Annotated in this window: 21 protein-coding genes and 1 tRNA gene; 2 read left to right on the top strand and 20 right to left on the bottom strand. The window is 47.2% G+C overall.

Features of this window, described 5'->3' with window-relative positions; all coding sequences use genetic code 11:
* Positions 1-30: 30 nt before the first annotated feature.
* Genes HMPREF9446_RS05970 through HMPREF9446_RS05955 form a run of 4 tightly spaced genes read right to left on the bottom strand, consistent with a single transcriptional unit; the run spans position 31 to position 5,801 of the window.
* A complete protein-coding gene (locus HMPREF9446_RS05970; RefSeq protein ID WP_009124563.1) occupies positions 31-2,379 on the bottom strand; it encodes a hybrid sensor histidine kinase/response regulator in 2,349 nt (782 codons plus the stop codon).
* Positions 2,380-2,387: 8 nt separating this feature from the next.
* Entirely contained in the window at positions 2,388-3,728 is a 1,341-nt protein-coding gene (locus HMPREF9446_RS05965) for an MATE family efflux transporter (protein WP_009124562.1), read from the bottom strand.
* 5 nt (positions 3,729-3,733) lie between these two features.
* Positions 3,734-4,969: a M16 family metallopeptidase gene (locus HMPREF9446_RS05960; protein WP_009124561.1), complete on the bottom strand. Its 1,236-nt coding sequence runs from the start codon at positions 4,967-4,969 to the stop codon at positions 3,734-3,736.
* Entirely contained in the window at positions 4,959-5,801 is an 843-nt protein-coding gene (locus tag HMPREF9446_RS05955) for a peptidylprolyl isomerase (protein ID WP_009124560.1), read from the bottom strand. Before HMPREF9446_RS05955 ends, HMPREF9446_RS05960 begins: the two co-directional genes overlap by 11 nt.
* Before the next feature lie 93 nt (positions 5,802-5,894).
* Between HMPREF9446_RS05955 and HMPREF9446_RS05950 the strand changes: the two genes are divergently transcribed.
* Positions 5,895-7,322 (top strand): sigma-54-dependent transcriptional regulator, encoded by a 1,428-nt coding sequence (locus HMPREF9446_RS05950; RefSeq protein ID WP_009124559.1) that lies wholly within the window; start codon positions 5,895-5,897, stop codon positions 7,320-7,322.
* A 554-nt stretch (positions 7,323-7,876) separates the two neighbouring features.
* On the opposite strand, the gene HMPREF9446_RS05945 is transcribed toward HMPREF9446_RS05950, so the two are convergent.
* From HMPREF9446_RS05945 to HMPREF9446_RS05930, 4 genes are read right to left on the bottom strand one after another with little or no spacing between them, the layout of a single operon-like run.
* Positions 7,877-10,414, bottom strand: coding sequence for an alpha/beta hydrolase family protein (locus HMPREF9446_RS05945; protein WP_009124556.1), 2,538 nt, complete (start codon positions 10,412-10,414; stop codon positions 7,877-7,879).
* 22 nt (positions 10,415-10,436) lie between these two features.
* Positions 10,437-11,108: an RluA family pseudouridine synthase gene (locus tag HMPREF9446_RS05940; protein ID WP_009124555.1), complete on the bottom strand. Its 672-nt coding sequence runs from the start codon at positions 11,106-11,108 to the stop codon at positions 10,437-10,439.
* A 12-nt stretch (positions 11,109-11,120) separates the two neighbouring features.
* Entirely contained in the window at positions 11,121-11,867 is a 747-nt protein-coding gene (fabG, locus tag HMPREF9446_RS05935) for a 3-oxoacyl-[acyl-carrier-protein] reductase (protein WP_009124554.1), read from the bottom strand.
* 13 nt (positions 11,868-11,880) lie between these two features.
* The gene (locus tag HMPREF9446_RS05930; protein ID WP_009124553.1) at positions 11,881-12,492 is read right to left on the bottom strand and encodes a TetR/AcrR family transcriptional regulator; all 612 of its coding nucleotides are present in this window, start codon (positions 12,490-12,492) and stop codon (positions 11,881-11,883) included.
* Positions 12,493-12,986: 494 nt separating this feature from the next.
* Here HMPREF9446_RS05930 and HMPREF9446_RS05925 point away from each other — a divergent pair.
* Positions 12,987-13,059 (top strand) — tRNA-Met (locus HMPREF9446_RS05925).
* 77 nt (positions 13,060-13,136) lie between these two features.
* Here HMPREF9446_RS05925 and HMPREF9446_RS05920 read toward each other — a convergent pair.
* From HMPREF9446_RS05920 to HMPREF9446_RS05865, 12 genes are all read right to left on the bottom strand, one after another.
* Positions 13,137-14,447 (bottom strand): anaerobic C4-dicarboxylate transporter family protein, encoded by a 1,311-nt coding sequence (locus HMPREF9446_RS05920; RefSeq protein WP_009124552.1) that lies wholly within the window; start codon positions 14,445-14,447, stop codon positions 13,137-13,139.
* 99 nt (positions 14,448-14,546) lie between these two features.
* A complete protein-coding gene (locus HMPREF9446_RS05915; protein WP_009124551.1) occupies positions 14,547-15,374 on the bottom strand; it encodes a hypothetical protein in 828 nt (275 codons plus the stop codon).
* A 7-nt stretch (positions 15,375-15,381) separates the two neighbouring features.
* On the bottom strand, positions 15,382-15,750 hold the full coding sequence (locus HMPREF9446_RS05910; protein ID WP_009124550.1) for a GntR family transcriptional regulator: 369 nt from the start codon (positions 15,748-15,750) through the stop codon (positions 15,382-15,384).
* Between the two features lie 5 nt (positions 15,751-15,755).
* On the bottom strand, positions 15,756-16,592 hold the full coding sequence (locus HMPREF9446_RS05905; RefSeq protein ID WP_009124549.1) for a membrane protein: 837 nt from the start codon (positions 16,590-16,592) through the stop codon (positions 15,756-15,758).
* Positions 16,589-17,443, bottom strand: coding sequence for an ABC transporter ATP-binding protein (locus HMPREF9446_RS05900; protein WP_009124548.1), 855 nt, complete (start codon positions 17,441-17,443; stop codon positions 16,589-16,591). Before HMPREF9446_RS05900 ends, HMPREF9446_RS05905 begins: the two co-directional genes overlap by 4 nt.
* Before the next feature lie 373 nt (positions 17,444-17,816).
* On the bottom strand, positions 17,817-19,262 hold the full coding sequence (locus HMPREF9446_RS05895; protein ID WP_009124546.1) for a tetratricopeptide repeat protein: 1,446 nt from the start codon (positions 19,260-19,262) through the stop codon (positions 17,817-17,819).
* Positions 19,263-19,267: 5 nt separating this feature from the next.
* A complete protein-coding gene (locus HMPREF9446_RS05890; protein ID WP_009124545.1) occupies positions 19,268-20,218 on the bottom strand; it encodes a PstS family phosphate ABC transporter substrate-binding protein in 951 nt (316 codons plus the stop codon).
* 10 nt (positions 20,219-20,228) lie between these two features.
* On the bottom strand, positions 20,229-21,044 hold the full coding sequence (locus tag HMPREF9446_RS05885; RefSeq protein ID WP_009124544.1) for an energy transducer TonB: 816 nt from the start codon (positions 21,042-21,044) through the stop codon (positions 20,229-20,231).
* Positions 21,045-21,072: 28 nt separating this feature from the next.
* The gene (locus HMPREF9446_RS05880) at positions 21,073-21,726 is read right to left on the bottom strand and encodes an ExbD/TolR family protein (protein WP_087943542.1); all 654 of its coding nucleotides are present in this window, start codon (positions 21,724-21,726) and stop codon (positions 21,073-21,075) included.
* Positions 21,727-21,769: 43 nt separating this feature from the next.
* On the bottom strand, positions 21,770-22,375 hold the full coding sequence (locus HMPREF9446_RS05875; protein ID WP_009124542.1) for an ExbD/TolR family protein: 606 nt from the start codon (positions 22,373-22,375) through the stop codon (positions 21,770-21,772).
* Positions 22,376-22,486: 111 nt separating this feature from the next.
* On the bottom strand, positions 22,487-23,299 hold the full coding sequence (locus HMPREF9446_RS05870; RefSeq protein WP_009124541.1) for a MotA/TolQ/ExbB proton channel family protein: 813 nt from the start codon (positions 23,297-23,299) through the stop codon (positions 22,487-22,489).
* A 200-nt stretch (positions 23,300-23,499) separates the two neighbouring features.
* Positions 23,500-23,943, bottom strand: coding sequence for a hypothetical protein (locus tag HMPREF9446_RS05865; RefSeq protein WP_009124540.1), 444 nt, complete (start codon positions 23,941-23,943; stop codon positions 23,500-23,502).
* Positions 23,944-24,317 lie beyond the last annotated feature (374 nt).

The following is a 24,317-nucleotide window of genomic DNA, read 5'->3' as shown; positions in this document are numbered from 1 at the left end:
AGAAAAGTATCCCCGCGCGGTACGGACACGTCATGCAGGCAGGGAGCCTATGATATCCTCGACAAGAGCCAGTGAAGCAAGCACCCGGTCTTTCTGTTCTGCCGTAAAAGGAGCATCGCCCGACCTCTCCAAGACTTTAAGCAAACCTACCAGCTCCGTAGCCCCGATTAAAGTAAAAAGAGGAATCATCTTATGCGATACGGCAGCCACCTCATTCATATCTCCGGCATCTGCCGCCTTTTGCAGACGTCCGACATTGAGGCGGGTTTCAGAAACAAAGCTTTCCAAGATGGATTTTGCCGCTTCGGGATCATCTCCCGAAAAAGCGGTAAGGGCCGAGAAGTTATAGCCCGGCACCGAAGCTTCATCTTCTCCCCCCGAAGGTGTCTCTTCTCCCTCCGGAAGTTCCTCTTTTGTAATATTCACCTCCCGCAACAACTCCTGCACCGTAAACGGTTTATACAGGCAACCGGCAAAACCATGTGCCGTAAACTCTTCCCGTTTCATATCGCTGCGGGCGGTCACCGCTATCACGGGAATCGCACGGGCTTGCGGTATGTTCGAGGCACGCAGCAGTTCCAACAAATCGAAACCGTTGATGGCAGGCATCTGGACATCGGAAAGAAGTATATCGAAAGTATCGGAACGCAAGGCATCCAACAGTTCGTCCAACTGCAGGCAAGAGACAGAAGCAATGCCGCTCTGAGACAGCATAGCGGAAGTCAATGTCAGCTGAATACGGTCATCGTCAATCAGCAGTACCTTTAATTTTTCAGATGAAGAACCTCCTTTAAATGAAGAATCGTCATTGTATGGAGAAGAAGACTGCGCTGCTGCGTCCCCGCCGGAAGGACATTCTTCATTCTTCACTTTTCGTTCTTCATTCAAAGACTGTTTTTCTTTATTCAAGGGGTAAATGGGCACGCTAACCGTAAAGGTACTCCCCTTGCCCGGTCGGCTATCGACTTCTATCGTGCCTTCGAGCAACTGCACCAACATGCGTACAATGGAAAGCCCGAGGCCGAAGCCTTCCTTGCCCTGTGCTCCGGGCAGGCGGGTAAACTCCTGGAAGATGCGTTCACGGTCGGCCGGTGCCATGCCTTTGCCGGTATCGGCAATGGCCACCACAAGTTTTCTGTTCTCATAGCGCGCAGTCATTGTAATGCCGCCATGGTCCGTAAACTTTTCGGCATTGGACAGCAGGTTATTGATAATCTGGCGCAGCCGCAACGGGTCAGAGATAAAGGTAGAATTCAATTCGGGAGCAATCTCACAATTCAACGTCAACCCCTTGGCGGAAGTCAACGGCTCAAAGCTGACATGTATCTCTTCCAACAACCGGGACGGATGGAAAGAGACACGGTTTATTTCCGCCTTATGAAGGTCGAGGCGATGGAAATCAAGCAAATCGACCACCAGCTTCAACAAATGTTCCGAGGAGGTTTTCATATTATCCAGGTAGAAGCGCTGGCGCTCATCCACCGTCAAGCGCGAAAGCAAGTCGGCATATCCCATAATGGAACCGAGAGGAGCCTTGAAGTCATGGGTAATGGCAAGCATCAGCTTTTCGCGCGTAGCCAGCAAGTCTTCGGCGCGGCGGCGCGCTTCCTCCAGTTCACGACGGTAACGGTTGCTGCGGGTAATGTCGCGTCCGATAATTACCAGGAAGAATGCAGAAAGCAGCAATGCTCCTACAGCAATCCCTCCGATAATTTTGGCGGAACGCTGACGGACAGCCTGCTGATACTCCGCTTCCTCACGGGCCCGCGACAGAGTTTCGGCTTCATAGTCTTTCAACAGGCTGTCAATGCGGGCAGTCAGCATGTGGTCAAGACGTTGCAGGTTGCGTTTACGCTGCTGTACAATGACACTCACCGCTTTCTTCTGCTGAGCCACGGCACGCAACTTCTCATGAAGGGAATCCGCAGGATTATAAGGGGCAATCACCGTATCGGTGGCAAATTCCAGGGAGGTCTTCACCTGAATGGCCGTATCTTTCTTGGGAGGAACAAAGACTTCCCCCAACCGGCGGAAGAACCCTTTCTTCTTGGGACGCGTCACCACTGTATCGCGATGCGAGATGATGCGGTGCTGTACACGCTGCCGTGTCACCACCGAGTCCTGCTCCGCTATGATGTGCTCGATGTCACTGGTGGAAACCATGCTTTCATTCGCCTCGCTCAGCGTACGCAGCATACGGATGGTATTGGTATCTTTTTCCCGCAGGAGGGTCAACAGACTGTCTGTCCACTGTATGTCCCTGTCATCGGAAAGCATAAGGTTTTCCATTTCCCTGTTTACAAAGAACAGGGAAAAGAACATGACCGCAAGCAGCAAGGTGTAGCCTACGGCAATCTTAACCTTAGAGACGCTGTTCATGTTTCGCTCTACACATGTTTCGTTTTATACCGGAACCGCAGCCAAAGCATCAGACCTGCACTGGTCAGCCCGAACGGGAAAGCCATCCAGACGCCCACCAGTCCCCAGCCAAGCACAAAGCCGCAAAGATATCCTACGGGCAAAGATATAACAAAATAGGAAATAAAGGCAATGACCATCATCGGTTTAACATCCGAAATGCCACGCAGGGCATTGGCAAAGTTGATCTGCAAGCCATCACCGAACTGGTAGATCAGGAAAGGGAAGAACAGGGCCGATACCGCCGTAGCCACCTCCGTGCTGTCCGTAAACCAGCCTCCCACCTGGTCGCGCAGGGAGAACACGATGCTCAGCAACACGACTTCCATACAGAGTATCAGATGAAAACCTGCATAGGTAGAACGTCTCACATTCTGCATATCGCCCTGCCCCTTGAAGTTGCTGACACGGACGGCTACCGCCGCTCCCATTCCATAGTACATCATGAACGTGAACTGCGAAATAGTCAGCATAACCTGGTGTGAGGCCAGCGCAATGGTGCCCAGCCATCCCACCATAATGGCGCTCAAGCTGAAAGAAGCGGTTTCCATTCCCATCTGCAGGCCAACGGGCCAGCCCAATGCATTGAGTTGCCGGAAGAGTTGCTTCGACCATCCCAGACGGAAGAAACCGATACGGTAACGGATGAAACGGCGGCTGCGAAGTACGATCACCGCAAACACCACTACCATGACAATGCGGGAAAATAAAGTACTGATACCTGCGCCAAGCAGTCCCAATTCGGGAAAACCCAGTTTTCCGTTGATGAGGATATAATTGCCTATGATGTTCAGCGCATTCCCTCCGAGCAGAATCCACATCGCCGTCTTGGTGTCGGTGATGCCATCCGTGAATTGCTTGAATCCGTTGAACAGCATGACAAAGACCAGCGAGGCAAGCAACACCAGATAGTAGGGTTTTATCAGCGGCATCAATTCATCGGGCTGTCCCAGCCGCTCGACGTTGAAATAGACAACCGTCATGATAAAAGTCAGCAGCAATGCCACCAGCACATTGGCCAGTAAGCTGGAGCGCAACGCCTGTCCCGCCTCAGCAAAGCGACGGTTGCCATAAAAACCGCCCACAATGGGAGTCAGCCCATAGCTGAAACCGGTGCTGAATATAATACAGAGAGTAAATATGTTATTGACGAAAGAAGCAGCTCCCAACTCTTCGGTACTGTGATGACCGATCATCAGTGTATCCGCAAAACCGAGGATGATGACACCTACCTGGCCGATGACGATAGGAAGCCCTAAAAGGAACAATGCCTTGTAATGTCCCTTATACATTTCATAGAAGGTTTTCATTTGTTTCAGTTCTGTTTCTTGTAATACAATACCGCACTGTTTTCCTCACGGAAAGCCTGCTCTGCCACGGTATGAAGCTGTTCTGCCGTCACGGAACGGTATTTATCCACTTCGCGGTCTATATCTTCCGCCTGCCCGGCCAACTCAAACCAAGCCAGGTTAGTAGCCACATTCAGGTAGTTGATATTACCGAATATCTGTGCAGACTCAAACTTATTCTTTACTTTCTCCAACTCCTGTGTCCCGACAAGAGCATTCTTCAATTCGTCCAGTTCCTTGCGTACAGCCGCCTCAGCCTGCTCCAACGATACACCTGCCGCCGGTTTGCCGCTGATATGCACCAATCCCGCATCCCGTGTACCCGAGATATAGGCATCCAGACTGGAGAACAACTTCTGTTCCTGCACCAGGCGACGGTTCAAACGGCTGGAGCGTCCATTGCTGAGAATATCCGAAAGAATATCGAACGCATAGTAATCCGCATCCTCACGGCTACACATGTGATACGCCATAAACAATGCATCCAAGGGCACATTGCGCTCTACCGTCCGGCGGCGCTCCCCTGTCTGCAGGGGTTCCCGGGGCAAGCTCCTTACGGGAACGTCTCTCCGGGGAACAGGCGCAAACCATTTCTCGGCCAGACGGACGGTATCCGTCCATGAGATATTTCCCGTTACAGCAAGCACCGCATTGTTCGGCGCATAATAGCGGTAAAAGAAGTCTTTGACTTCATCCAGGGTAGCGTTGGCAATATGTGAGAGTTCCTTGCCGATCGTAGGCCAGCGGTACGGATGTACCTCGTAGGCCAACGGGCGCAACAGATGCCCCACGTCTCCGTACGGTTGGTTCAAGCAACGTTGCTTGAACTCTTCCATCACCACACCACGCTGCACTTCCAGGCTCTGCTCACTGAAAGCCAGCTCCAGCATCCGGTCGGATTCCAGCCAGAAACCGGTCTCTACATTCGACTTCGGGACTGTGAGATAATAGTTGGTGATGTCATTGTTGGTCCATGCGTTATTCTCACCACCCGCCAACTGCAAGGGGGCGTCATAGTCGGGAATATGTACCGAACCGCCGAACATCAGGTGTTCAAACAGATGCGCAAATCCCGTATGGTCGGGATGCTCATCACGGGCACCCACGTCATAAACGACGTTCAACGCAACCATTTGCGTGCTGGTGTCCTCATGGTGCACCAGCCGCAAACCATTGTCCAGTGTCTTTTTATTAATCTTCAAGGACAGTCACTTTTTTGATCACCACATCTTCTTCCGGACGGTCGCTGCGGTCTGTCTTTACCTTCTGAATCCGATCGACGATATCCAGCCCTTCCAACACTTCGCCGAACACGGTATATTCGCCGTCCAAATGGGGAGTGCCGCCCACTGTGGTATAAGCTTTCACCTGTTCCGGAGTGAAATGGAATTCCGGTTCTCCCGCCACTTGTGCCTCAGCCTGCGCGATCAGAGAATCCTGCAGGTTCATCAGTCCTTCCTGGTCACCGGCCTTGCGCATCTTATAAATCTCTTTTGTATGTTTCTGCGCCAACGCCTGGAAAGCATTGTTCAGACGCATCTGGTTCATCTGCTGTTCCATGCCCAGCAGGGTGGAATCATTGTACACCTTTCCGGTCACAATATAGAACTGGCAGCCGGATGACTCCTTCTTCGGGTTTACATTGTCGCCCTGACGGGCTGCAGACAAGGCACCTTTCTTATGGAAATACTTCGGATAGACGAATTCCGCGGGAACGGTATAACCCACGTCACCGGCTCCCAGCATCTTGCCTTTCGGGGCATTCTTGGACTCCGGGTCTCCGGCCTGTATCATAAAGTCTTTTATCACACGGTGAAACAAAGTACCTTCATAAGTACCTTCCTCAGCCAGTTTTATGAAATTATCACGATGTCCGGGTGTTTCGTTATACAGTTTCACGATAATGTCACCCACACTTGTTTCAATCTTCAACTTCGTCTCTTTTTCCATATCTCCATCTTTCTTTTGTCCCGGCTTGCAGCCTGTCAAAGCGCAAGCCAGTATGGTTAATAATACAATGAAATTCCTTTTCATCTTCCTTTTTGTTTAATTTAAGTCTGCAAATATACGATTTTCGCACAAAACCGCTTACCTTTGTACTTATAAAAGAGATAAAAACCAAAGGCAATGAGATCCATATTAATCGTAGAAGACGATATTACTTACGGTATGATGCTTAAAACGTGGCTTGGGAAAAAAGGTTTTCAGGTAACGTCGGCCAGCAGCATCGCCCGCGCTCAGAAACTGATTGAGACGGAACATATCGACTTGATATTATCCGATCTGCGCTTGCCCGACAAGGACGGCATCGATCTGCTGAAATGGTTGGGTGAACGCGGCTTGCCGATACCGCTCATCATCATGACGGGATATGCGGATATACAATCGGCGGTGCAAACCATGAAACTGGGCGCCTGCGATTACATTGCCAAACCCGTAAACCCGGATGAGTTGTTAAAGAAAATGGATGAAGCCCTAAACACATCATCCGACGTGTCGAAACAGATGATGCATTCACCCCAAACAGATGATGCGTTTGCCCCAAACAAATCATCCGTTTCGTCCAAACAGATGATGCATTCCGGAAAAGAGAAAAATTCCGCCGAGAAGGACACCACAGGCGTATCCGCCCCTTCCGATTTTCTGGAAGGAGAGAGTGACGCCGCCAGGCAACTCTATAATTATGTAAAACTTGTTTCCCCTACCAACATGTCCGTGCTCATCAATGGAGCCAGCGGTACGGGCAAAGAATATGTGGCCCATCGCATCCATCAGCTCAGCAAACGTTCCGGACAGCCGTTTGTTGCCATAGACTGCGGTTCCATCCCCAAGGAACTGGCGGCCTCCGAGTTCTTCGGACACGTAAAAGGAGCTTTCACCGGTGCGCTTACAGACAAGACGGGAGCCTTTGTCGCCGCCAACGGCGGTACCATTTTCCTCGACGAAATAGGAAACTTGAGCTATGAGGTACAGATACAGTTGCTCCGCGCCCTGCAAGAGCGCAAAATACGTCCTGTAGGCTCTACCAAAGAGATACAAGTGGATGTGCGATTGGTCTCCGCCACCAACGAAAACCTGGAACAGGCCATTGAGAAAGGCACGTTCCGTGAAGACCTGTATCACCGCATCAACGAGTTTACCCTGCGTATGCCGCAGTTGAAAGACCGCCGCGAAGACATCCTGCTCTTCGCCAACTTCTTCCTTGACCAGGCAAACCGGGAAATGGACAAACATCTGACAGGATTTGACGAGAAGGCGTCCAGGGCTTTACTGGAATATCACTGGCCGGGAAACCTGCGTCAGATGAAGAACATCGTACGCCGCGCCACATTGCTGGCCCAAGGCAGATTCATCACCCCCGATGAACTGAGCGACTTGCGGGAACCTGCCCCTGCCTTTGCCGGCATGCCGCTGCGCAATGAAGAAACCGAGAAACAGCACATCCTCGAAGCTCTCCGCCAAACAGGCAACAACAAGAGCCGTGCCGCACTATTGTTGGGCATCGACCGGAAAACGCTGTATAACAAACTGAAATTATACGGAATAGAGAGCTGACGAAAGCATGTTCCGTTCCCTCCACAACCGAAGTGTGGAATATTTCCACACTTCTTGCCACACTTTCCACAGTTTTCCACACTACCCTGCATTGCATCATAGCTTCTACGGCATCCTGTATCCTTGAAAAACAAGAAGTTACATTTTCCTTTTTCTCTTTGGCACATCCTTTGAGCATACCTTACGGGAAGCGTCAAGCTTCTACCGGAATGAAACACTTAAACTTGACTAATTATATATGTAGCCCAAAGCAAATGTATCTATGATCCTAAGTTAGTATTAGTAGCAGCCCTGTTTATGTTTGTTTGTGGTGGTTCTTTCTTGACAAGACTCGGATTCATACCGAGTGTGTCAAGAAAGAGCCCGACAAAAGGCCGAAAGTTATCCAGCCCATAACCGCCGCGCTTATAACGGAAACATCTGCAAAGACTGCCGAAGAAGAGTAAGCACACTAACAAAAAAAGCCGTTCCCTCCTTGTCTATTCTGGGGAACGGCTTTTTTATTTGAATATAAGGTGACATTTTCCAAACATCCTGCCACCTTATCACTTTCTTTACCAGTGTCTTTCCGGATAGAGGTCATTCCACCATGCCGGGCTGTCCTGCAACCAACGGGCAAACCATGCCATAATGGAGTTTTGCCACAGCTCACGCTTCGCATAATCCAGCACAAAATGATTCTCGCCATCTACCGTAATGAATTCAACCGGCTTGCCCAGGATTTTCAGCGCATTGTACAACTGGATGCTTTCACCGATAGGCACATTCGTATCCACAGTGCCATGCAACAACAGCAACGGAGTCTTTATCTTGTCTGCATTGAACAGCGCGCCATGCTTGGTGAACAAATCGGGATTGTTCCACGGATAGCTTTCTGCAGCCGCAACGGAGTTATAGGAATATCCCCAGAAACCTTCGCCCCAATAGCTTGTCACATTGCTGATACCGGCATGTGAAGCGGCGGCGGCGAACAAATCGGTCTTGGTCTGCAAATACATCGTCATGAAACCTCCATAGGAAGCACCCAGGCAACCGATACGCTTTTCATTGACAAACGGATGGGCCTCACAGAACTTTTTCGTTCCTTCAATGATTTCATCGGCAGTACGTTCCCCCCATGCATTCACATGACGGGCAGAGAACTCCTGACCGTATCCGATAGCGCCACTGGGCTGGATGACATAGACCACATAATCGCGTGAAGCGAACAGCTGCGCGCAATAAGGAGAAGTGATGCCACGTGTAGTGGGCGTAGTACCGCCATAGTAATAAACAATCAGCGGATATTTCTTATTCGGGTCGAATGAAGGAGGCAGGCACATCATCCCCTTAATCTCTGTGCCGTCTGCCGCCGTAAAGTTCCATTCTTCCATCTTGCCGAGTTCTATCTTGTCCAAAATGGGTTGCATCGGATTGGCAAGCAAAGTGGAAGCCTTCTTTTTCGCATCGTATGTATAAGCAACGCCCACACTGGTATTTCCGCCTCCCACATAAGCAGCTATCGCCGGATTGTCTTCCGCCAGCGTGAAGGAAGTGATCACGTCCTCTTTCAGGGGAAGCATTTCAAACTGTCCGGTCTTCGGAGTATAGCGGTAGATGTGCTGGCAGTCGCCGTCAGTAGTATTGAAATAGATACAGCCGTCTGTACGGTTCCATTGCAAGAGATTCACCGTAGGATTGAAGTCACGCGTAATGGGAGTGACCTTCTTCGTGGACAAGTCCATGATGAAAGCCTGGGTATCAAAGTCATTGGCTATAGGGTGTTCGCCGCAGTTTTTGCCGATACCTCCGAAAGCCGACGGACTACCGGTCAGCAACAGCTGCTTTCCGTCCGGAGAGTAAGAGGCACCTCCCGCATAAGCATCCCAGGAAACCAACGTATCAGCCTTCAAGGTGGCCAGGTCTATCTCGAACAAAGAGGAAAGCGAGAAAGGACACTTCGTTATATCAGGTTTGGAAGTAGAACACAAAAGTTTCTTTCCGTCGGGAGAAATATCATTGAGATAAACGTTATGGCTTCCATAAGTCAGACGCTCGGAAAGTCCGGTCGCCATATCATACTTCACCAAGTAACGGCGGTTACGGGAACCGGGGATGCGGTCGTCAGGATGAAGGAGACGCTTCAACGGTCCATTCACCTTTTCACCCTCATCCACAGGCGCATAAATCAAGTAATCTTCCGTAGGCGACCAATAGAAATAACCTTCGGGGACATTTTTGAACAACACCTCTTCACGCATGGTAGCGGGATCATATACCACCAAGTCTCTCTGCCGTTCGCCTACCACCGTGTAATAGAGTTTATTACTGTAAGGCATCCAACGCATACTCTCGTTGGCATCGGGCAATATCACACGTCCGGTCTTCACCTCCGTGAGTTCACAATGCGTTCTGGAACGTTTCGTGGAATAATTGTCGGAGTAGCGTGTCAACAGGTACTTCCCGTTCGGCGAGAGAGACACCGAACTGACACGACAACCGAATGCGGTATTATACAAGGAAAAACGCCTCTTCAAGTCCGGTGCCATCCGGTAACCGACCTCGGCAAAATCTTTCTCCTTCTCGAATTCGCACTTCAGAACCGGCTGTATCTTGTCATCGGCCGCAGACAGCAGTTTGATGACAATTTCATTATCCGCTTCCGGTTCAAGACGCAAGCTGACTGCCACCGGACGGACTTCGGAAAGACTGTCTTCCGCCGTTTCTTTAGTCTGCTTGGACACACCGTTCACAAATACCTCAAAGCGGGCAGGAGAATAGATATTCAATTTACCTTTCATAAAGCGCTCTGCACGCAGGTTGGTAGCAAACAGATAGACAAGGTTATCCTTGTCCGCTTTCTGCACAGCCACATAACCGGCAGTATCGGCGGACATGCGCTCATACGGACGTCCCTCAAAATCGAGACTGATATCCGTCTTCAGCAGATTGCCAACCGTAAACTTTTCTCCGGTGAAATTGATACTGTCACTCTGTAGAGGAGTGCGTAACGCAACGGCAGGGCGTACGTTGTACTCCGTCACCCGGTCTTGTGCCTGGGCTGCCAGTCCGGCTAAAAGCAGCAACCCCGATAAAATAGTGTTTTTTTTCATTGAATTTAGTTATAAAAAGGTTCTAAATATTTTCAAATCCGTTCCACAGATTCCCGGAAGGAACAGGCGCTTCCACTGCAACCATCTCCTTGGATACCGGATGCACAAAACGGATAAAACGTGCATGGAGGCAAATACTGCCATCCGGATTGGAACGGGGAAAACCGTACTTCAAGTCCCCCTTGATGGGGCATCCCATCTTTGCCAGCTGGCAACGGATCTGATGATGGCGTCCGGTTTTCAAGTCTATTTCCAATAAATAATAGTTTTGCGATTTTCCGATGAGCCGGTAATGCAGGATCGCCTTCTTGCTGCCGGGTCTCTCCTTGTCGTACGCGTAACTTTTGTTCTGCTTCTCGTTTCGTACCATATAATGTACCAGTTCCCCCTCTTCCTCGGGAGGGCGGTTTTTCACCACTGCCCAATAGGTCTTCTTCACCTCGCCGTCCTTGAACATCTCGTTGAGACGGGAAAGGGCCTTACTGGTCTTGGCAAAAACAACAAGACCGCTCACGGGACGGTCCAACCGGTGCGTAACACCAATGAAAACATTGCCGGGCTTATTGTACTTTTCCTTCAGATATTGCTTTACAGTCTCTGAAAGCGGCGTATCACCCGTCTTGTCTCCTTGAACAATCTCGGAAGCGGTCTTGCTGACTATAATGATATGATTGTCTTCGTATATGACAGTCATTCTTCATTTATTTTACATATTCATACCACCATCTACCTGGATAACCTGTCCGGATACGTATGATGACATATCAGAAGCCAAGAAGGTAGCAATATTCGCCACGTCTTCGGGAGTACCGCCACGACGCAAAGGTATCTTCTTGCACCATTCCGCCTTTACTTCATCAGACAAGGCAGCAGTCATGTCAGTCATGATAAAGCCCGGAGCGATAGCGTTGGCACGAACCCCACGGGAACCTAATTCCTGCGCGATAGACTTGGCCAAAGCGATCATACCCGCCTTGGAAGCAGAGTAGTTGGCCTGGCCCGCATTGCCGTGAACACCTACCACAGATGCCATATTGATAATGCTACCTGCCTTTTGGCGCATCATGATTGGTGTACACGCATGAATGAAATTGAACGCGGACTTCAGATTCACATTAATGACCATATCCCATTGCTGCTCGCTCATACGCATCATCAGACCGTCACGAGTAATACCGGCATTGTTCACCAGAATATCAATCCGGCCGAAATCTTTGTGAATTTCTTCCACTACCTTGGCAGTATCTTCAAAGTTGGCCGCGTTAGAAGCATATCCTTTGGCCTTCACACCCAACGCCTCTATTTCTTTTGCCGTAGCTTCAGCATTCTCATCAATCACCAGGTCGGTGAATGCGATGTTTGCTCCTTCCTGAGCGAACTTTAAAGCGATAGCCTTACCGATGCCACGTGCAGCACCAGTTACAATGGCTGTTTTTCCATCTAATAATCCCATACTGTTTTCTAAATTATTGATTAATGTTATTCTGTTTCTTTCCTGTTGCACCCAACGCCCCCAGCACCAGCCGGGTGACATAATTGTCACGCGTCTCGTCATCCAGGTAGGCTCCTACATGCCCGCGAATGTAAGGTGTTTCAATGCCCTTGACACAATAGTGCACAATCTCAGCCGTCATATCCAAGTCGTCTATCCGGAAAACGCCTTTCTCCATGCCTTCACGCAACACTTCCCTAAACAGCTGGATTTCATTGGCGTCAAAACGCTTCCTTACTTTCTCCACCCGCCATATATCACGGAAGAAGTTGGCCCGAAGGGTTCCATTGCGGAAAACAACCTCTTTCACCGCATCCAAATGAGTATAAATCATCTCCATCAGCTTTTCGTCCGGCTGAATAGTCTTCTCAGCCACACGTTTCATCATATCCGACAGGATATCCAACTCGGACTCGACAACTGCCAAATAAATATCTTCCTTGCTTTTGAAATAGGTATAAAGTGTTCTTCTACCTTTTTTTGAAGCGAGAGCGATATCATTCATCGTAGTATTTTCGACACCCATCTTTGCAAACAGCTGACGGGCGACGTCCACTAATTTAGCTTTTGTCTTCGATACGGTCATAGATTAATTGCACATTGCTTAATAATTTGAGCAAAAGTAAGACATTTCCGCATATCTTACAAGAAAATGAAGATTTTAAACCACTGGCGGGATTCTTTTTTCAGTAGAAAAAGCTTTATTCAAAGCTTATGAATATCCGTTCGCAAGCTTTGAATACATATTCGCACGCTTTGAATATCCGTTCGCGCACTGCGAACAGAGTTTCCACTTAACTCCTCCAACTTTTAGTCTTAGCTTCGGAAGTTTTTGCAGCAGCTTCCCGAAAACTTTTCAAGAGATACCCTTCACATAGGAGCATATAACATCTTCCAAACAACAATTCAGCCAACAGGCATGTCTTATCAACATTCAGAATGAAAAGAGAAGCTTTAAAAGGCTATCCGTTTATCAGCTTATTATCAACAAATTACATATCACAGGATATTTATTTCATAAAATAATGCAGATTTTATTTGCATATTCCAATAAAAGCCGTACCTTTGCACTCACAAAATCGCGGAGTGGAGCAGTTGGTAGCTCGTTGGGCTCATAACCCAAAGGTCGTCTGTTCGAGTCAGGCCTCCGCAACTAAGAAAAAAAGAATCGCAATCGCGATTCTTTTTTGTTTCTGCCCCTTTTGGGGGTTCTACCGGATAATATTACCCTCAGAATATTTTGATAAACAATAAGCCCAGCGCGATAGCCACCACCGTTGAAACAAGTCCGGGCATCATAAAAGAGTGATTCAACACATACTTGCCGATTCTGGTTGTTCCGGTACGGTCAAAATTGATGGCCGCCACAACCGTAGGATAATTGGGAATAAAGAAATAGCCGTTCACTGCGGGAAACAAAGCAATCAATATCATAGGAGAAATGCCCAAGGCTATGCCCAAAGGCATCAATGCACGGACTGTAGCAGCCTGGCTATAAAGCAGGATAGACATTACAAACAGGGCGATCCCGAACAGCCAGGGCATTTCCCGTACGACTCCCTCTATGGAACGGGTCAATTGCAACAAGTTACCTTGCAGGAAAGTATCACCCATCCAGGCAATGCCGAATATAGCAATAACCGCTTGCATACCCGCCGGAAACACCGAACCTTGCGTTGCTTTCATCCCATCCGTCTTAGTCAGCAGCAGAATAAGGGCGGCGGCAGACAGCATAATGATTTCTATAATTGCAGACATACCGAGCTTCACCGTCTCACCATCCACAACAAACGAAGGACGCAAAGCGTCAAACGAACCGAAGAACACAATAAAAACCGTAGCAAGAATAAAGATGAGTACAGACACCAAAGCATGACGCTTGTTATGCAAACTCGCTATCTCTATTTTCTTGGTATTAAGATAACCTTCTGCAAGCCTCTTCTGATATTCAGGATCATCTACCAGCTCCTTACCCACTTTCATTGAAAACAAGGCCCCTACCAGTACGCCGATAATGGTAGCAGGAATTGTAATCTTCAAGATATCGAACAGGGTAATATCAAATCCCGTCAGCAAACCGAGCAGTGCTACCGTTGCTGCCGAAATAGGGCTGGCCGTAATAGCCTGTTGTGAAGCAATCACGGCTATTCCTAAAGGCCTTTCGGGACGTATCTTGGTTTCTGTGGCAACTTCGGCAATCACCGGGAGCACTGAATAGGCCACATGTCCGGTACCGGCAACAAACGTAAACAGATAAGTTACTATAGGACTCAGGATGGTGACTTGTGACGGATTCTTGCGCAATAACTTCTCCGCCAGTTTCACCATATAATCCAAGCCGCCGGCAGCCTGCATGCAAGATGCCGCAGAGATGACGGCGGCGATCATCAGCATGACATCAATAGGAGGTGAGGTGGGCTGCAATCCGAAGCCAAAGACCAGGATTGCCAGTCCGATACCCCCCATAACTCCAAGGCCGATACCTCCTAAACGCGCACCTATAATAATAGAGACTAATACAAATATCAATTGCAAGACCATATACCGTAGATTTTATTTCTCACAAAGATAATGCAAAATCCCGATTAAGCGAATTGGGAGCGAACTTGTTTCTTCCCCACCTGCGTGAAGAAAACAAACTTAATCCATTTCAATCCTCACCGCCTGGTTCAACTCCACATTCAGAGAAGCGTCTTTATTTTTCGGTGTCCAGAGAACCCTACGGCATTCTCCCCTCTGCAACACATTGTGATACCTTCTGCTACCCGTCAGATGCTCCGTATCAATACGGAAGGAATCGACTTTCACTCTACAGTCGGCGGTACCGTCCAAATTCAGATGCAAATTCCGCACTTCACCGCTATTGAGACGCAGGGTCCGTGCCTGTGCCGCCAAAGAGACAATACGACAATCTTCCACCCTGGCAAAATCCCGCACCTTGAAAGCCAGTGTGTCGCAACAGAATCCGCGGAAATCCGTTTGCATGCCCTCAACATCCACTAAAACAGCCTGTACACCCTCCGGAATGTTCAGTTGCATCTTTTCGGACTTGACCTTCAACCAATGAACATCCCGAAAACGCTTTTCAATCTTCCCGTCCGAAATGTCAAATTCTATACACACAGTATCGCCTGCAGCAGTTACCGATACAAAAGGCACCATATCACCTGCCAGAGACAAGCTCCCCTGCAGAGAATCTACAGGAACAACGGCCAACGGAGCTTTTATAAACGAAACGACACGCTCCGCTTCTACAATCCCCTTGCTCTTCTGCTTCCACACGGTCTGGGGCTGAGTGAGTTTCACCACCCTGCATGGCGGCAGCGCTACAGTCTGCCTGTCCCCTTTGATTTCCATAAAAGTTTCTTCCCATTCGATAGTATATAACGACATATAGAATATAATGCCACTCATCGCCAACAGGCCGGCAAGCATTACTCCGAATATTATATAAGTTGTCCGTTTCATAATTACTTTATTTTTGTTTCTTGGTAAACTCGCGGTACATATCCGCCAGTTCTCCGGCAGAAATACCCAATGTAAATATCTGTTTGAAGAAATAATCCACTTCTTCTTTCAGGAAATATTCTTTCCGCAACGAAAGGATTAGCTTACGTGCACCGGCAGATACAAAGTAACCGATACCCCGTTTGTTATAAATAACCCCTTGCGTCTGCAGGTAATCGTACGAGCGCATCACCGTATTGGCGTTAACCTCTACCACAGCCGCATACTCCCTTACCGAAGGAATACGTCCTTCCTCCCGGTAGTGGCCCAGAAGCACTTCGTCGCAAATGCGGTCTGCTATTTGCAGGTAGATGGCTTTACTTTCTTTGAAATTCATATTCTTTACCAGCGGTTAATGATTTCAGATTCTTTGAAACGGAAATAGGCAAGTATCCAGTTGAAAAGAGCCATCGCAAAGGCAACCACCGTCATACAAGCCCACAGCGCCTCCTCCGAAGGATGTTCTCTATCCACATAGTAGTCAGATATCAGCAGCTTGGCAAGCATAGTCCCTATCAGGGCATAGACGATAACGATGATTACTCCGGCAGCAAACGTCTTCAGGAAAGCATTCTTCGGCCAGATGGAACTGCCAAGCACAAAACAAGACTGGAAAAAGAAATAACCGCTCACACCGAGCATGAATCTCCAATAATCGGGAAAAGCCGTCCAATGTTCAGTACAAGTTCTACACTCACTGACCATGTGGGAGCATAGCGGAACTTGCCCAATATGGTCCATTTCGGGATATTTCGCCATGAAAACCAAGATACGCGTCCAATCCGCCAATTTATAGGCTATAATATAAACTACCAGAAACACGAACGTAAACACTACCCAGCGTGCAAAAAACTTCTCAAACATAGTGGCGGGCGTCATCAGCATAGCCATCCGGCTGGTCTTCGTCTTCATGCGTTCCATGGTAAACGAAGCACTGAGACAGCCCATCACCGTGATGCCCCAGATAAAGGCCACAATGCCGAATGACCAAACGTTCCTTTCTATCGCCTCCCTGCTTCTATCTCCGTCGTATTCAACGTAGGCATTCCAGACAAGCGCAATCGCCAACACACCATACATCAGCACCATGCGGAGCAGATTGGCCTTCCAACCCTCCACCATCTCCTTGCGGCATACATTTACGAAACGATGCCAATCAAAAAAAGTATCTCGTATCATTGTTCGTTCATTTTAGCGTGAAACATTTCCACTATCTTATCGGGCATAGCAAGTGTAGCGCCAAACAGCAGTTCTAGATTAATTTCCGATTCTTCATTTTCCGTATTAGGCAATAAAAGGAGATTTCCTTGTACGGACGGAAGCGTATAGAGTGCAGTCTTGGCCAACTCACGGTCGTCACTTTCTACAAACAGCAACTTGTCACAGATACTGGTAATGGACTGGTCCAGCAAGACATGGCTGTTATCCATGATCAATACATGATCCAGCACCTTATCAATATCGCGAACTTGATGGGTAGAGATCACGATTGTTTTATCATCCGACATGCCCGAAGCGATGAATTTACGGAACTGGCTCTTGCCCGGAATATCCAGTCCATTGGTGGGTTCATCCATCAGCAGCAACGAGGTATTGGTGGCCAATGCAAAGCTCATAAAGACTTTCTTCTTCTGCCCCATAGACAAGGCTCCCAAGTCCGTGTCCAAGTCCATTTCAAAGAAGTGCAGATACTTCACCATATCCTCTTTGCTGAAACGAGGGTAGAAGTTACCGTTCAACTCGATGTAGCTGACCAAGGAAATAGGCGGCAGTTCAAATTCTTCGGGTACCAGAAACATGTCCTGCAGGGTAATAGGCAACCGACGGCGCACATCGGTATCATGATACATCACTTTCCCGTGTTTGGGAGTGAGCAAACCGCTCATCAGATAAAGCAGCGTGGATTTACCGGCTCCGTTCTTTCCCAACAAGCCATATACCCTACCCTTCTCCAGCGAAAGCGAAAAATCGCTCAGGACTTCTTTCTTGCCCCTGCGATAGCTAAATGAAATGTTTTCTACTTGTAACATACGCTTGGATCTATTAAAGATTATATTGTTTACGTGTATTAGTATAATAGTACACCGCAAAAGTATATATTCTTTTTAGAACAACAAGCGTTTCAGGAAGAAAATAATAAAAATAATCCGGGGAAGTACATGCCTTCATTTTATTTGACAGATACCAGACTGAGCAGGCTTTCTTTAAAAACCCTCTCAAAAGCTACTGCAGAGCATGAGAAAATGATTTAATAAATCGTCATCCGAGTTTTAGTAAAAAGAAGAAGAGGGTCTGGTAGGACATCAAAAAGAAGAATGAAAACAGGTTACAAAAGGGCAAAAAAAGGAGGAGCTAAGAATCACTCTCCACTCCTCCCGACACGACAAACAACTAAAATTATTGCTATTTGATGCCGTCCAACGCTTTCTTTGCAGTAGCGTTGGTGGGGTCGATAGCCAGAATTTTATTCCAATACTCTTTCGAAGCAGGATAATCACTCTTCAACAGATAGTAGTAGCCCAGATAACTGTAGCACTCTATCAATGCAGAGTTGTACTTCGGTTCGTTTTTAGCCAGGAGAATGTCCACAACCTTCTCATAATGAGGCTTCGCAAGACCCTCTGTCGTTTCAGGGTCCATAGCGGAATTGGTTCTGGCACGCCACAGCTCTCCCAAGTAACTGCCGGGAGCTTGTTCAGAGACAAGAGTGAACACAGAGTCTGCTGCCTGTAAAGCCGCCTTACGGTCGGCAGGCCGGACGGCAAGGGTATCCGTAGAAGTCCCTTGCCCGTAATATAGGCGTCCTAACTGGAATAAGGTTTCGGGCGCCTTTTTATCTTGATCCAACGAATCATAATATTTTTGATAAGCGATAATTGCCCGGGCATAATTGTTATCCTGCTCGTATGCATCGGAAATTTCCCGCCAAACGTCATTCTGAGTACTGTCTTTTTCCAGAGCCTTGCCATATTCCATGACAGCCCGGTCGTATTTCTTCAAGGCACTCAACAAAGCTCCGTAATAGCGATAGTCCAGATAGGAATAATCGGCATTATCCGAATCATTGAAGAAGGCATCAGCCGCTTTTTCGGCTTCTTCATAACGCTTCAAGTCGGTATAATTATACATTGCAAGACGATTGAATGCCGCATGACGGGCATTTTGCTGCAATCCTTTTTGGGCAACCTGCAAAGATTTCTCGAAATCATGGTTCAGGAACAAAGCAAAGGCATATTTCAAAATATCATCTTCCGTGGCGATGGGAGTATCGATGAACTTTGCATACGCCTCGGCCGCCTTGCCGAAATGATTGTTGGCATAATATACTTCGGCCAGCACCTTATCAGCTTCCAGATAGTCCGGAGCGATTGCCTTCAGTTGCTGTAACTTCTCGATGGCCTGCGCAGGACTGGCCGACTTATAGGCCTGTGCATACTTGAGATAGGCTTCCTTGCAGTCAGGATCAAAATAAATGGCTTGCTCATACAACTGGCACGCCTTGCCCACATCTTTCCGGGCCAAAGCGATGTCACCTTCCAGGACTGATACCTCGGGAGCCTTGTGGTCGGCCTTCCGGGCCTTCTCCAAATAGGCTTCCGCTTCCGTCAGCTTTCCGGCGTCCAGATAAACGCGGGCTATGGAAGTTACCAGCTCCACATTTTTCTTATTCTTGCCTTTCAACAATTCACCGGCTTCTTCCGAAGCTTGATCCAGGTTGTCCTTAACCAGACTTTTAACCTTATCTACCCCCGCCTGCCACTCGGGCACCGGCGTTTGTGCGGCGAGCGTACCTGTCAGCAGTATCGCTCCCATACATAATACAAATCTACGTTTCATTTTAGCTTTCATTTTAGTTATTCATCCTTGACGTTTACCACGCGCACCGGTTGGGTGGCAGGCACTAGTCCCGACTTTAATATAATCCGCTGCCCCCGGTCGGATGCGAGGAAAGAAGCAAAGCCCCACGGAAGAGCGCTCCGCGGATCATTCAACAAGACATAAATGCTGCGTGCCAGCGGATAGTCGCCATAAAACAAATATGCCTGATAAGGCTTGTAACTGTTTTCCGGCGTAGCCTTACCGGCTGCACTGACGGACATCACCTGTACCTCCTTGCTGAAAGAAAGCCCCGTACTGTCATTCCGGTCACTCAACCAGTTCACACCGATAATGCCGACGGCATCCGGCGTTCTTGACACATAGTCAATGACCTCCTTATTGGTCTTCAACGCCTTTACCCGATTTGAAAGCGCAGCTCCCTTGCAAATGGAATCAACTGCAAAACGCACCGTACTGGAATTCTTGTTGTCAAACACCAGACTGATGTCTTTCAATGCAGATTCCGGATAAAGTTCCTTCCACCGCGTAATCTTGCCCGTCAAGATATTACGGATATCACTCACGGTAATCAAGGTATCGGGATTCCCCTTATGAGTAATAAGCGCCAGACCGTCCGTAGCGATCTTTATCTCCTGCGGAAAAAATTTACGGCTGTTAAAGGAGTTCATCTCCTCCGGAGTCAGCCTACGGCTGGTTATAGCCAACCGCAGACTGTCCTTGAGCAAGAGATTGACGGCTTCCACTTCCGTCACATAACGGGGCACAATTCCTGCCAAGGGAAACAGACCTTCGAATACATTGATTTCTTCCTGTACAATGGGTCGGAAACTTTCGTCGGCAGCAATTGCAACCACACCGGAAGTATAGGTATCCGTCTGTCCGTCCTTGGGCTTGCCCTGGCAGGCTGACAAAAGAGCCAGCATCGCCAGCAAGCCTGAAAGCTGAAGTTGTTTCACCGTTTTCATCACACACACATTATTGTAATCTGAAGGTAATGGGCACTGTATATTTCACAGCCACCGCCGCACCGTTCTGCTTGCCGGGAATCCAGTTGGGCATTGACATGATTACCCGGATTGCTTCTTTATCGCAATAAGGGTCCAAGGTCTTGATGACCTTTACGTCACGCACCTTGCCGTCTTTACCCACCACAAACTGACAGGTCACGCGTCCCTGTACACCGTTTTCAGCGGCGATGGTCGGATACTTCAAATGGTTGGCGATGTATTTCAGCAACTCAGTCTGACCGCCGGGGAACTGCGGCATCTGCTCTACCATGTCAAATACCTTTTCTTCTTCCACCGGAGCCTGGGTAACCACTTGCTTCAAATCAGCGATGTCCTTGCCGTTTTCTTCGTCATTGCCTTTCACATCGGCAATGGAAATAGCAACCTTGGTCTGGGTAAGCTCCTCCTGGCTCTTGATCTCGTCTTCATCCCTTACCTCCTCGTCCTTCTTAATGACAGGAGCTGTAAACTTGATAGAACTTTTCAATGCGGGAGGAGGCGGAGCCACCGGTTCCACACGTTTCATTTCCTCTTGTTTCACTTCCGGTTCTTCCAGTTGTGAAAGGGTAGTCACTTCCGTCATCACTTCCTTCTGTTTGGGAGTAGCCATCTTTATCAAGGTAGGGACGCTGAAGCCCACCAAGGCAATCACTATCACCAATACAACAGCTATGTTGTGACGTTTGGGAGAATTTTCCCTCATCTTATAGGCGCCATACGCTTTATTCTTGCCGTTGAATATAAGGTCACACCATTCCGCAGAACTTAAATCTACTTTAGCCATATTCTTTTATCGTTTTAGGTGTTACACATTATTCGGCAATGTTCTGAGACAATTCACCTTTGCTTTCATAGTTCTTCATCAGAAACTCGTCAGCTTCGGCGATATCCGTTATCACATACTTACCTATATTACATATTTGCATTTCATCGAGAGCATCAATCAGATTCTTATACGACGCCGCATCAGTAGCCTTGATGATAACCGTAGGCGTATCCTTCCCGCTTTTTATCTCGGAAAGCCGTTTCGTAAAATCTTCCTCTGATATCTTCAGTTCCATCTTCTGCTGCTTCAGCTTGTTCACTTCATTCACAGCAGTCCTATTACGTCTCAGGAGCATATCCCTCAAACCATCCGGCTGATAGGTAGTTTCCTTCAGCGATGTATAGTCTTTGTAATTGGGCTCACCGTCATAATAATACAATTTGTCGTCATCACCCAGCAGCAATGTGATGGCTTGGGATGCTTTCACTTTACTCTGCTGTTCCTCGGTAATGCTTTTATCGTTGCTCGGCATGCTTATCTCCATAGTCTGAGGTTTACTCAGCGAAGTACAAAGCATGAAGAAGGTAATCAGCAACATATTCATGTCCACCATCGGGGTAAAGTCCACCCTAACGGTCATCTTTTTTTGCTTGCTTTTCCCGCCTTTCTTATTGCCGCTTTCTTGTATTTCAGCCATAATGTTTCCTTTCTTTTTCTACTTGTAACTCATCACTTGCAACGTGTTACTCGTCACTCGTCGTCTTCAGAGAAGTAATCAGATTATACCGGTTCTCCCTAAGGTCCTGCAGTGAGTTCATTACATTCTTGATTACGGAATAAGGAGTATTGGCGTCTGCCTTGATAGCAATACGCAGATCACTGTTCGCAGCACGGGCATTGCGTACCCAGGCTTTAAACTGATTGTCAATGCTGTCTGCCGGTATTCCTTCATTCTTTAATACAGCATCTTGCTGGTCTTGCGGCAAATCCAGAAATTTCTTCATGCTCTTCATCGGTACCCCGAAAGTAGTTGCCAGCGTAAATTTCTTGATTTCTTCAGGAGTGAAAGTCACTCCATACTCTTGCCCCATAGCCTCCAACACATTGCGCAAGTCGGACTGCTTATCCAGACTCATGAATATTTTTCCGTTCGGATCGACCAATATCTGAAGGATGTTGGTTTCCGGAATCTTAATCTCGGAAACTGATGCAGGAGTGGTAACCTGTACCGGCTCTTTCTTCACGAACGTAGAAGTCAGCATGAAGAAAGTCAGCAGCAATACGGTCACGTCACTCATCGCAGTCATGTCGATGAACGTACTTTTCTTTTTTATTTTTACTCTACCCATAATTATTAAATTGAAAATTGAGAATTTAAAATTAGAAGTTTAGAAATCAATAACAGGCATACAACAGTTTTGCACTGCCCAATTATCAATTGTCAACTATCAATTATCAATTTACTTATGTGTAGCAGCAAAGGTCTGTACGATAGAAAAACCAACCTCGTCAAGGCTGTAAGTCAGTTTATCAATCTTATTGGTGTAATAGTTATAAGAGATAACAGCCAATGCACCTGTCAAGATACCGAATGCCGTATTAATCAAAGCCTCGGAAATACCTTGAGACAATGCCATTGAGTCGGCAGAACCTCCGGCAGCCAAAGCGGCAAATGAACGAATCATACCGATAACCGTACCGAGCAGTCCCATCAATGTGCCCAGAGTAGTAATAGTACCGATAATCGGAAGGTTCTGCTCCATCATCGGCAGCTCCAATGCAGTAGCCTCTTCAAGTTCTTTCTGGATAGCAAGCAATTTCTGGTCTTTAGACAGAGTCGTGTCACTCTCCATCTCGGCATACTTTTTCAAAGTGGCATTTACCACATTTGCCACAGATCCGCGTTGTGCATCACAAATCTGCTGAGCCTTATTCATATCGCCGGCAGCCAATGCCGCTTTAATATTTTCCACAAATTTCACCAATGAGCCTTTACCGAATGCTGCACGGATAGCGATATAACGCTCAATACTCAAGGCAATGACAGTCAGCAAGAGAGTTTGGATAACAGGAACAATAAATCCACCTTTATAAATAGTCCCCAAGAAATTTCCTGGCAACGGGTGGTTGTTCGGGTCATTGTTCATGAAGTTAGAGGGATTTCCCAATACAAAGTTAAAAATAAGCAGGGCGATGATAAAACAAATTACGATTACCCAACCAGCGGATTTGATGCCTTTAAAAGAGGCAGACTTTTTTTGAGTAGTTTCCATGATGAAAAGTTTAATTGTTGGTATTAAAATTGATTTTTGAAAAAATGATTCGTAGGGGTATAGTTTCCCTGTTACGATTCCCAATAGGACGTAATCAACCTTGCAACCTTATTTCAGTGCTATGCACACCAAAGGCTACCTACTTTCAAACACCTAGGAAAGAAGGGCAAAGGGGAAAAACAAGAAGGAATAAATGCCAGCTAAATCAAAATCCGCCGAAGCGTGTAGATATAGTAGTCACTACCCGTCAATGCATAATACGGGTCTTTGTCAGAATAGTATAGCTTGGACCGACCTTGTACGAGATGATTCTCGTGATTGGATAATATTAAAAGAATATTTCTAAGAAAAAGATTATCTTCAAGAACTCTACGCAAACGTTGTTGGTTGGAAATATAATTTTCAGAAACAGGTTTACTTCCCAACTCCATGTCCGTAGTCCATGCAAACTTAATGTTAGTAAATAAAGAAGTACGTTTTTGAATATTATCAGAAGTAGCGGAACTTAAAGACGAAGAGACAGAAACTGCATCGGCATCACCCAACTTAGCATCCACCTTTGTCAGATCAATGGCTTTTCCACTCATGCTGTAAGCCAACATCAGTACCATACAAATCCAAAATGTCTTTACAGTTGTTTTCATGTCGTCTAATAATACTACAATAATAAACGCCTTAAGTTTATTATTGTTTTCTCAAAACAAAATTTTCTTTTATAAAAACTAAATTATTTACCAACAAAAGGGCTTAATGCACCTTTAACACAGAGTAAAGATAGGAATAAAAAATGAAATAGAGAAGTAAAAACGGAAGATAAATCTTTGATTTTAAACACTTTTAAATTTTTCAGATCCATAATATTCCCTAGGATTAAGATAAGTTGCATACACAAGAAAAAGGACTTTTACCCTCTAATCCGAATACCCTCTCGTTGCATATAAATTGAAAAGAGTTGTATGGAAAAGATTTAAGGTAATCACTTTCTATATTGATTTCTCATTCCAGGCGCGGTAAGGGA

It is taken from the genome of Bacteroides fluxus YIT 12057 (assembly GCF_000195635.1).
Classification (GTDB): domain Bacteria; phylum Bacteroidota; class Bacteroidia; order Bacteroidales; family Bacteroidaceae; genus Bacteroides; species Bacteroides fluxus.
Note: the sequence above shows the minus strand (reverse complement) of the source record. Positions and strands in the feature narration are given on the sequence as shown.

Coding starts and splice junctions, on each gene's coding strand:
- HMPREF9446_RS05885 (WP_009124544.1), bottom strand. CDS start 21,044: ATGGCTAAAGTAGATTTAAGTTCTGCGGAATGGTGTGACCTTATATTC.
- HMPREF9446_RS05930 (WP_009124553.1), bottom strand. CDS start 12,492: ATGACCGTATCGAAGACAAAAGCTAAATTAGTGGACGTCGCCCGTCAG.
- HMPREF9446_RS05950 (WP_009124559.1), top strand. CDS start 5,895: ATGAGATCCATATTAATCGTAGAAGACGATATTACTTACGGTATGATG.
- HMPREF9446_RS05870 (WP_009124541.1), bottom strand. CDS start 23,299: ATGGAAACTACTCAAAAAAAGTCTGCCTCTTTTAAAGGCATCAAATCC.
- HMPREF9446_RS05865 (WP_009124540.1), bottom strand. CDS start 23,943: ATGAAAACAACTGTAAAGACATTTTGGATTTGTATGGTACTGATGTTG.
- HMPREF9446_RS05955 (WP_009124560.1), bottom strand. CDS start 5,801: ATGAAAAGGAATTTCATTGTATTATTAACCATACTGGCTTGCGCTTTG.
- fabG (WP_009124554.1), bottom strand. CDS start 11,867: ATGGGATTATTAGATGGAAAAACAGCCATTGTAACTGGTGCTGCACGT.
- HMPREF9446_RS05890 (WP_009124545.1), bottom strand. CDS start 20,218: ATGAAAACGGTGAAACAACTTCAGCTTTCAGGCTTGCTGGCGATGCTG.
- HMPREF9446_RS05915 (WP_009124551.1), bottom strand. CDS start 15,374: ATGAAACGGACAACTTATATAATATTCGGAGTAATGCTTGCCGGCCTG.
- HMPREF9446_RS05945 (WP_009124556.1), bottom strand. CDS start 10,414: ATGAAAAAAAACACTATTTTATCGGGGTTGCTGCTTTTAGCCGGACTG.
- HMPREF9446_RS05940 (WP_009124555.1), bottom strand. CDS start 11,108: ATGACTGTCATATACGAAGACAATCATATCATTATAGTCAGCAAGACC.
- HMPREF9446_RS05895 (WP_009124546.1), bottom strand. CDS start 19,262: ATGAAAGCTAAAATGAAACGTAGATTTGTATTATGTATGGGAGCGATA.
- HMPREF9446_RS05910 (WP_009124550.1), bottom strand. CDS start 15,750: ATGAATTTCAAAGAAAGTAAAGCCATCTACCTGCAAATAGCAGACCGC.
- HMPREF9446_RS05905 (WP_009124549.1), bottom strand. CDS start 16,592: ATGATACGAGATACTTTTTTTGATTGGCATCGTTTCGTAAATGTATGC.
- HMPREF9446_RS05900 (WP_009124548.1), bottom strand. CDS start 17,443: ATGTTACAAGTAGAAAACATTTCATTTAGCTATCGCAGGGGCAAGAAA.
- HMPREF9446_RS05965 (WP_009124562.1), bottom strand. CDS start 3,728: ATGAAAACCTTCTATGAAATGTATAAGGGACATTACAAGGCATTGTTC.
- HMPREF9446_RS05920 (WP_009124552.1), bottom strand. CDS start 14,447: ATGGTCTTGCAATTGATATTTGTATTAGTCTCTATTATTATAGGTGCG.
- HMPREF9446_RS05875 (WP_009124542.1), bottom strand. CDS start 22,375: ATGGGTAGAGTAAAAATAAAAAAGAAAAGTACGTTCATCGACATGACT.
- HMPREF9446_RS05970 (WP_009124563.1), bottom strand. CDS start 2,379: ATGAACAGCGTCTCTAAGGTTAAGATTGCCGTAGGCTACACCTTGCTG.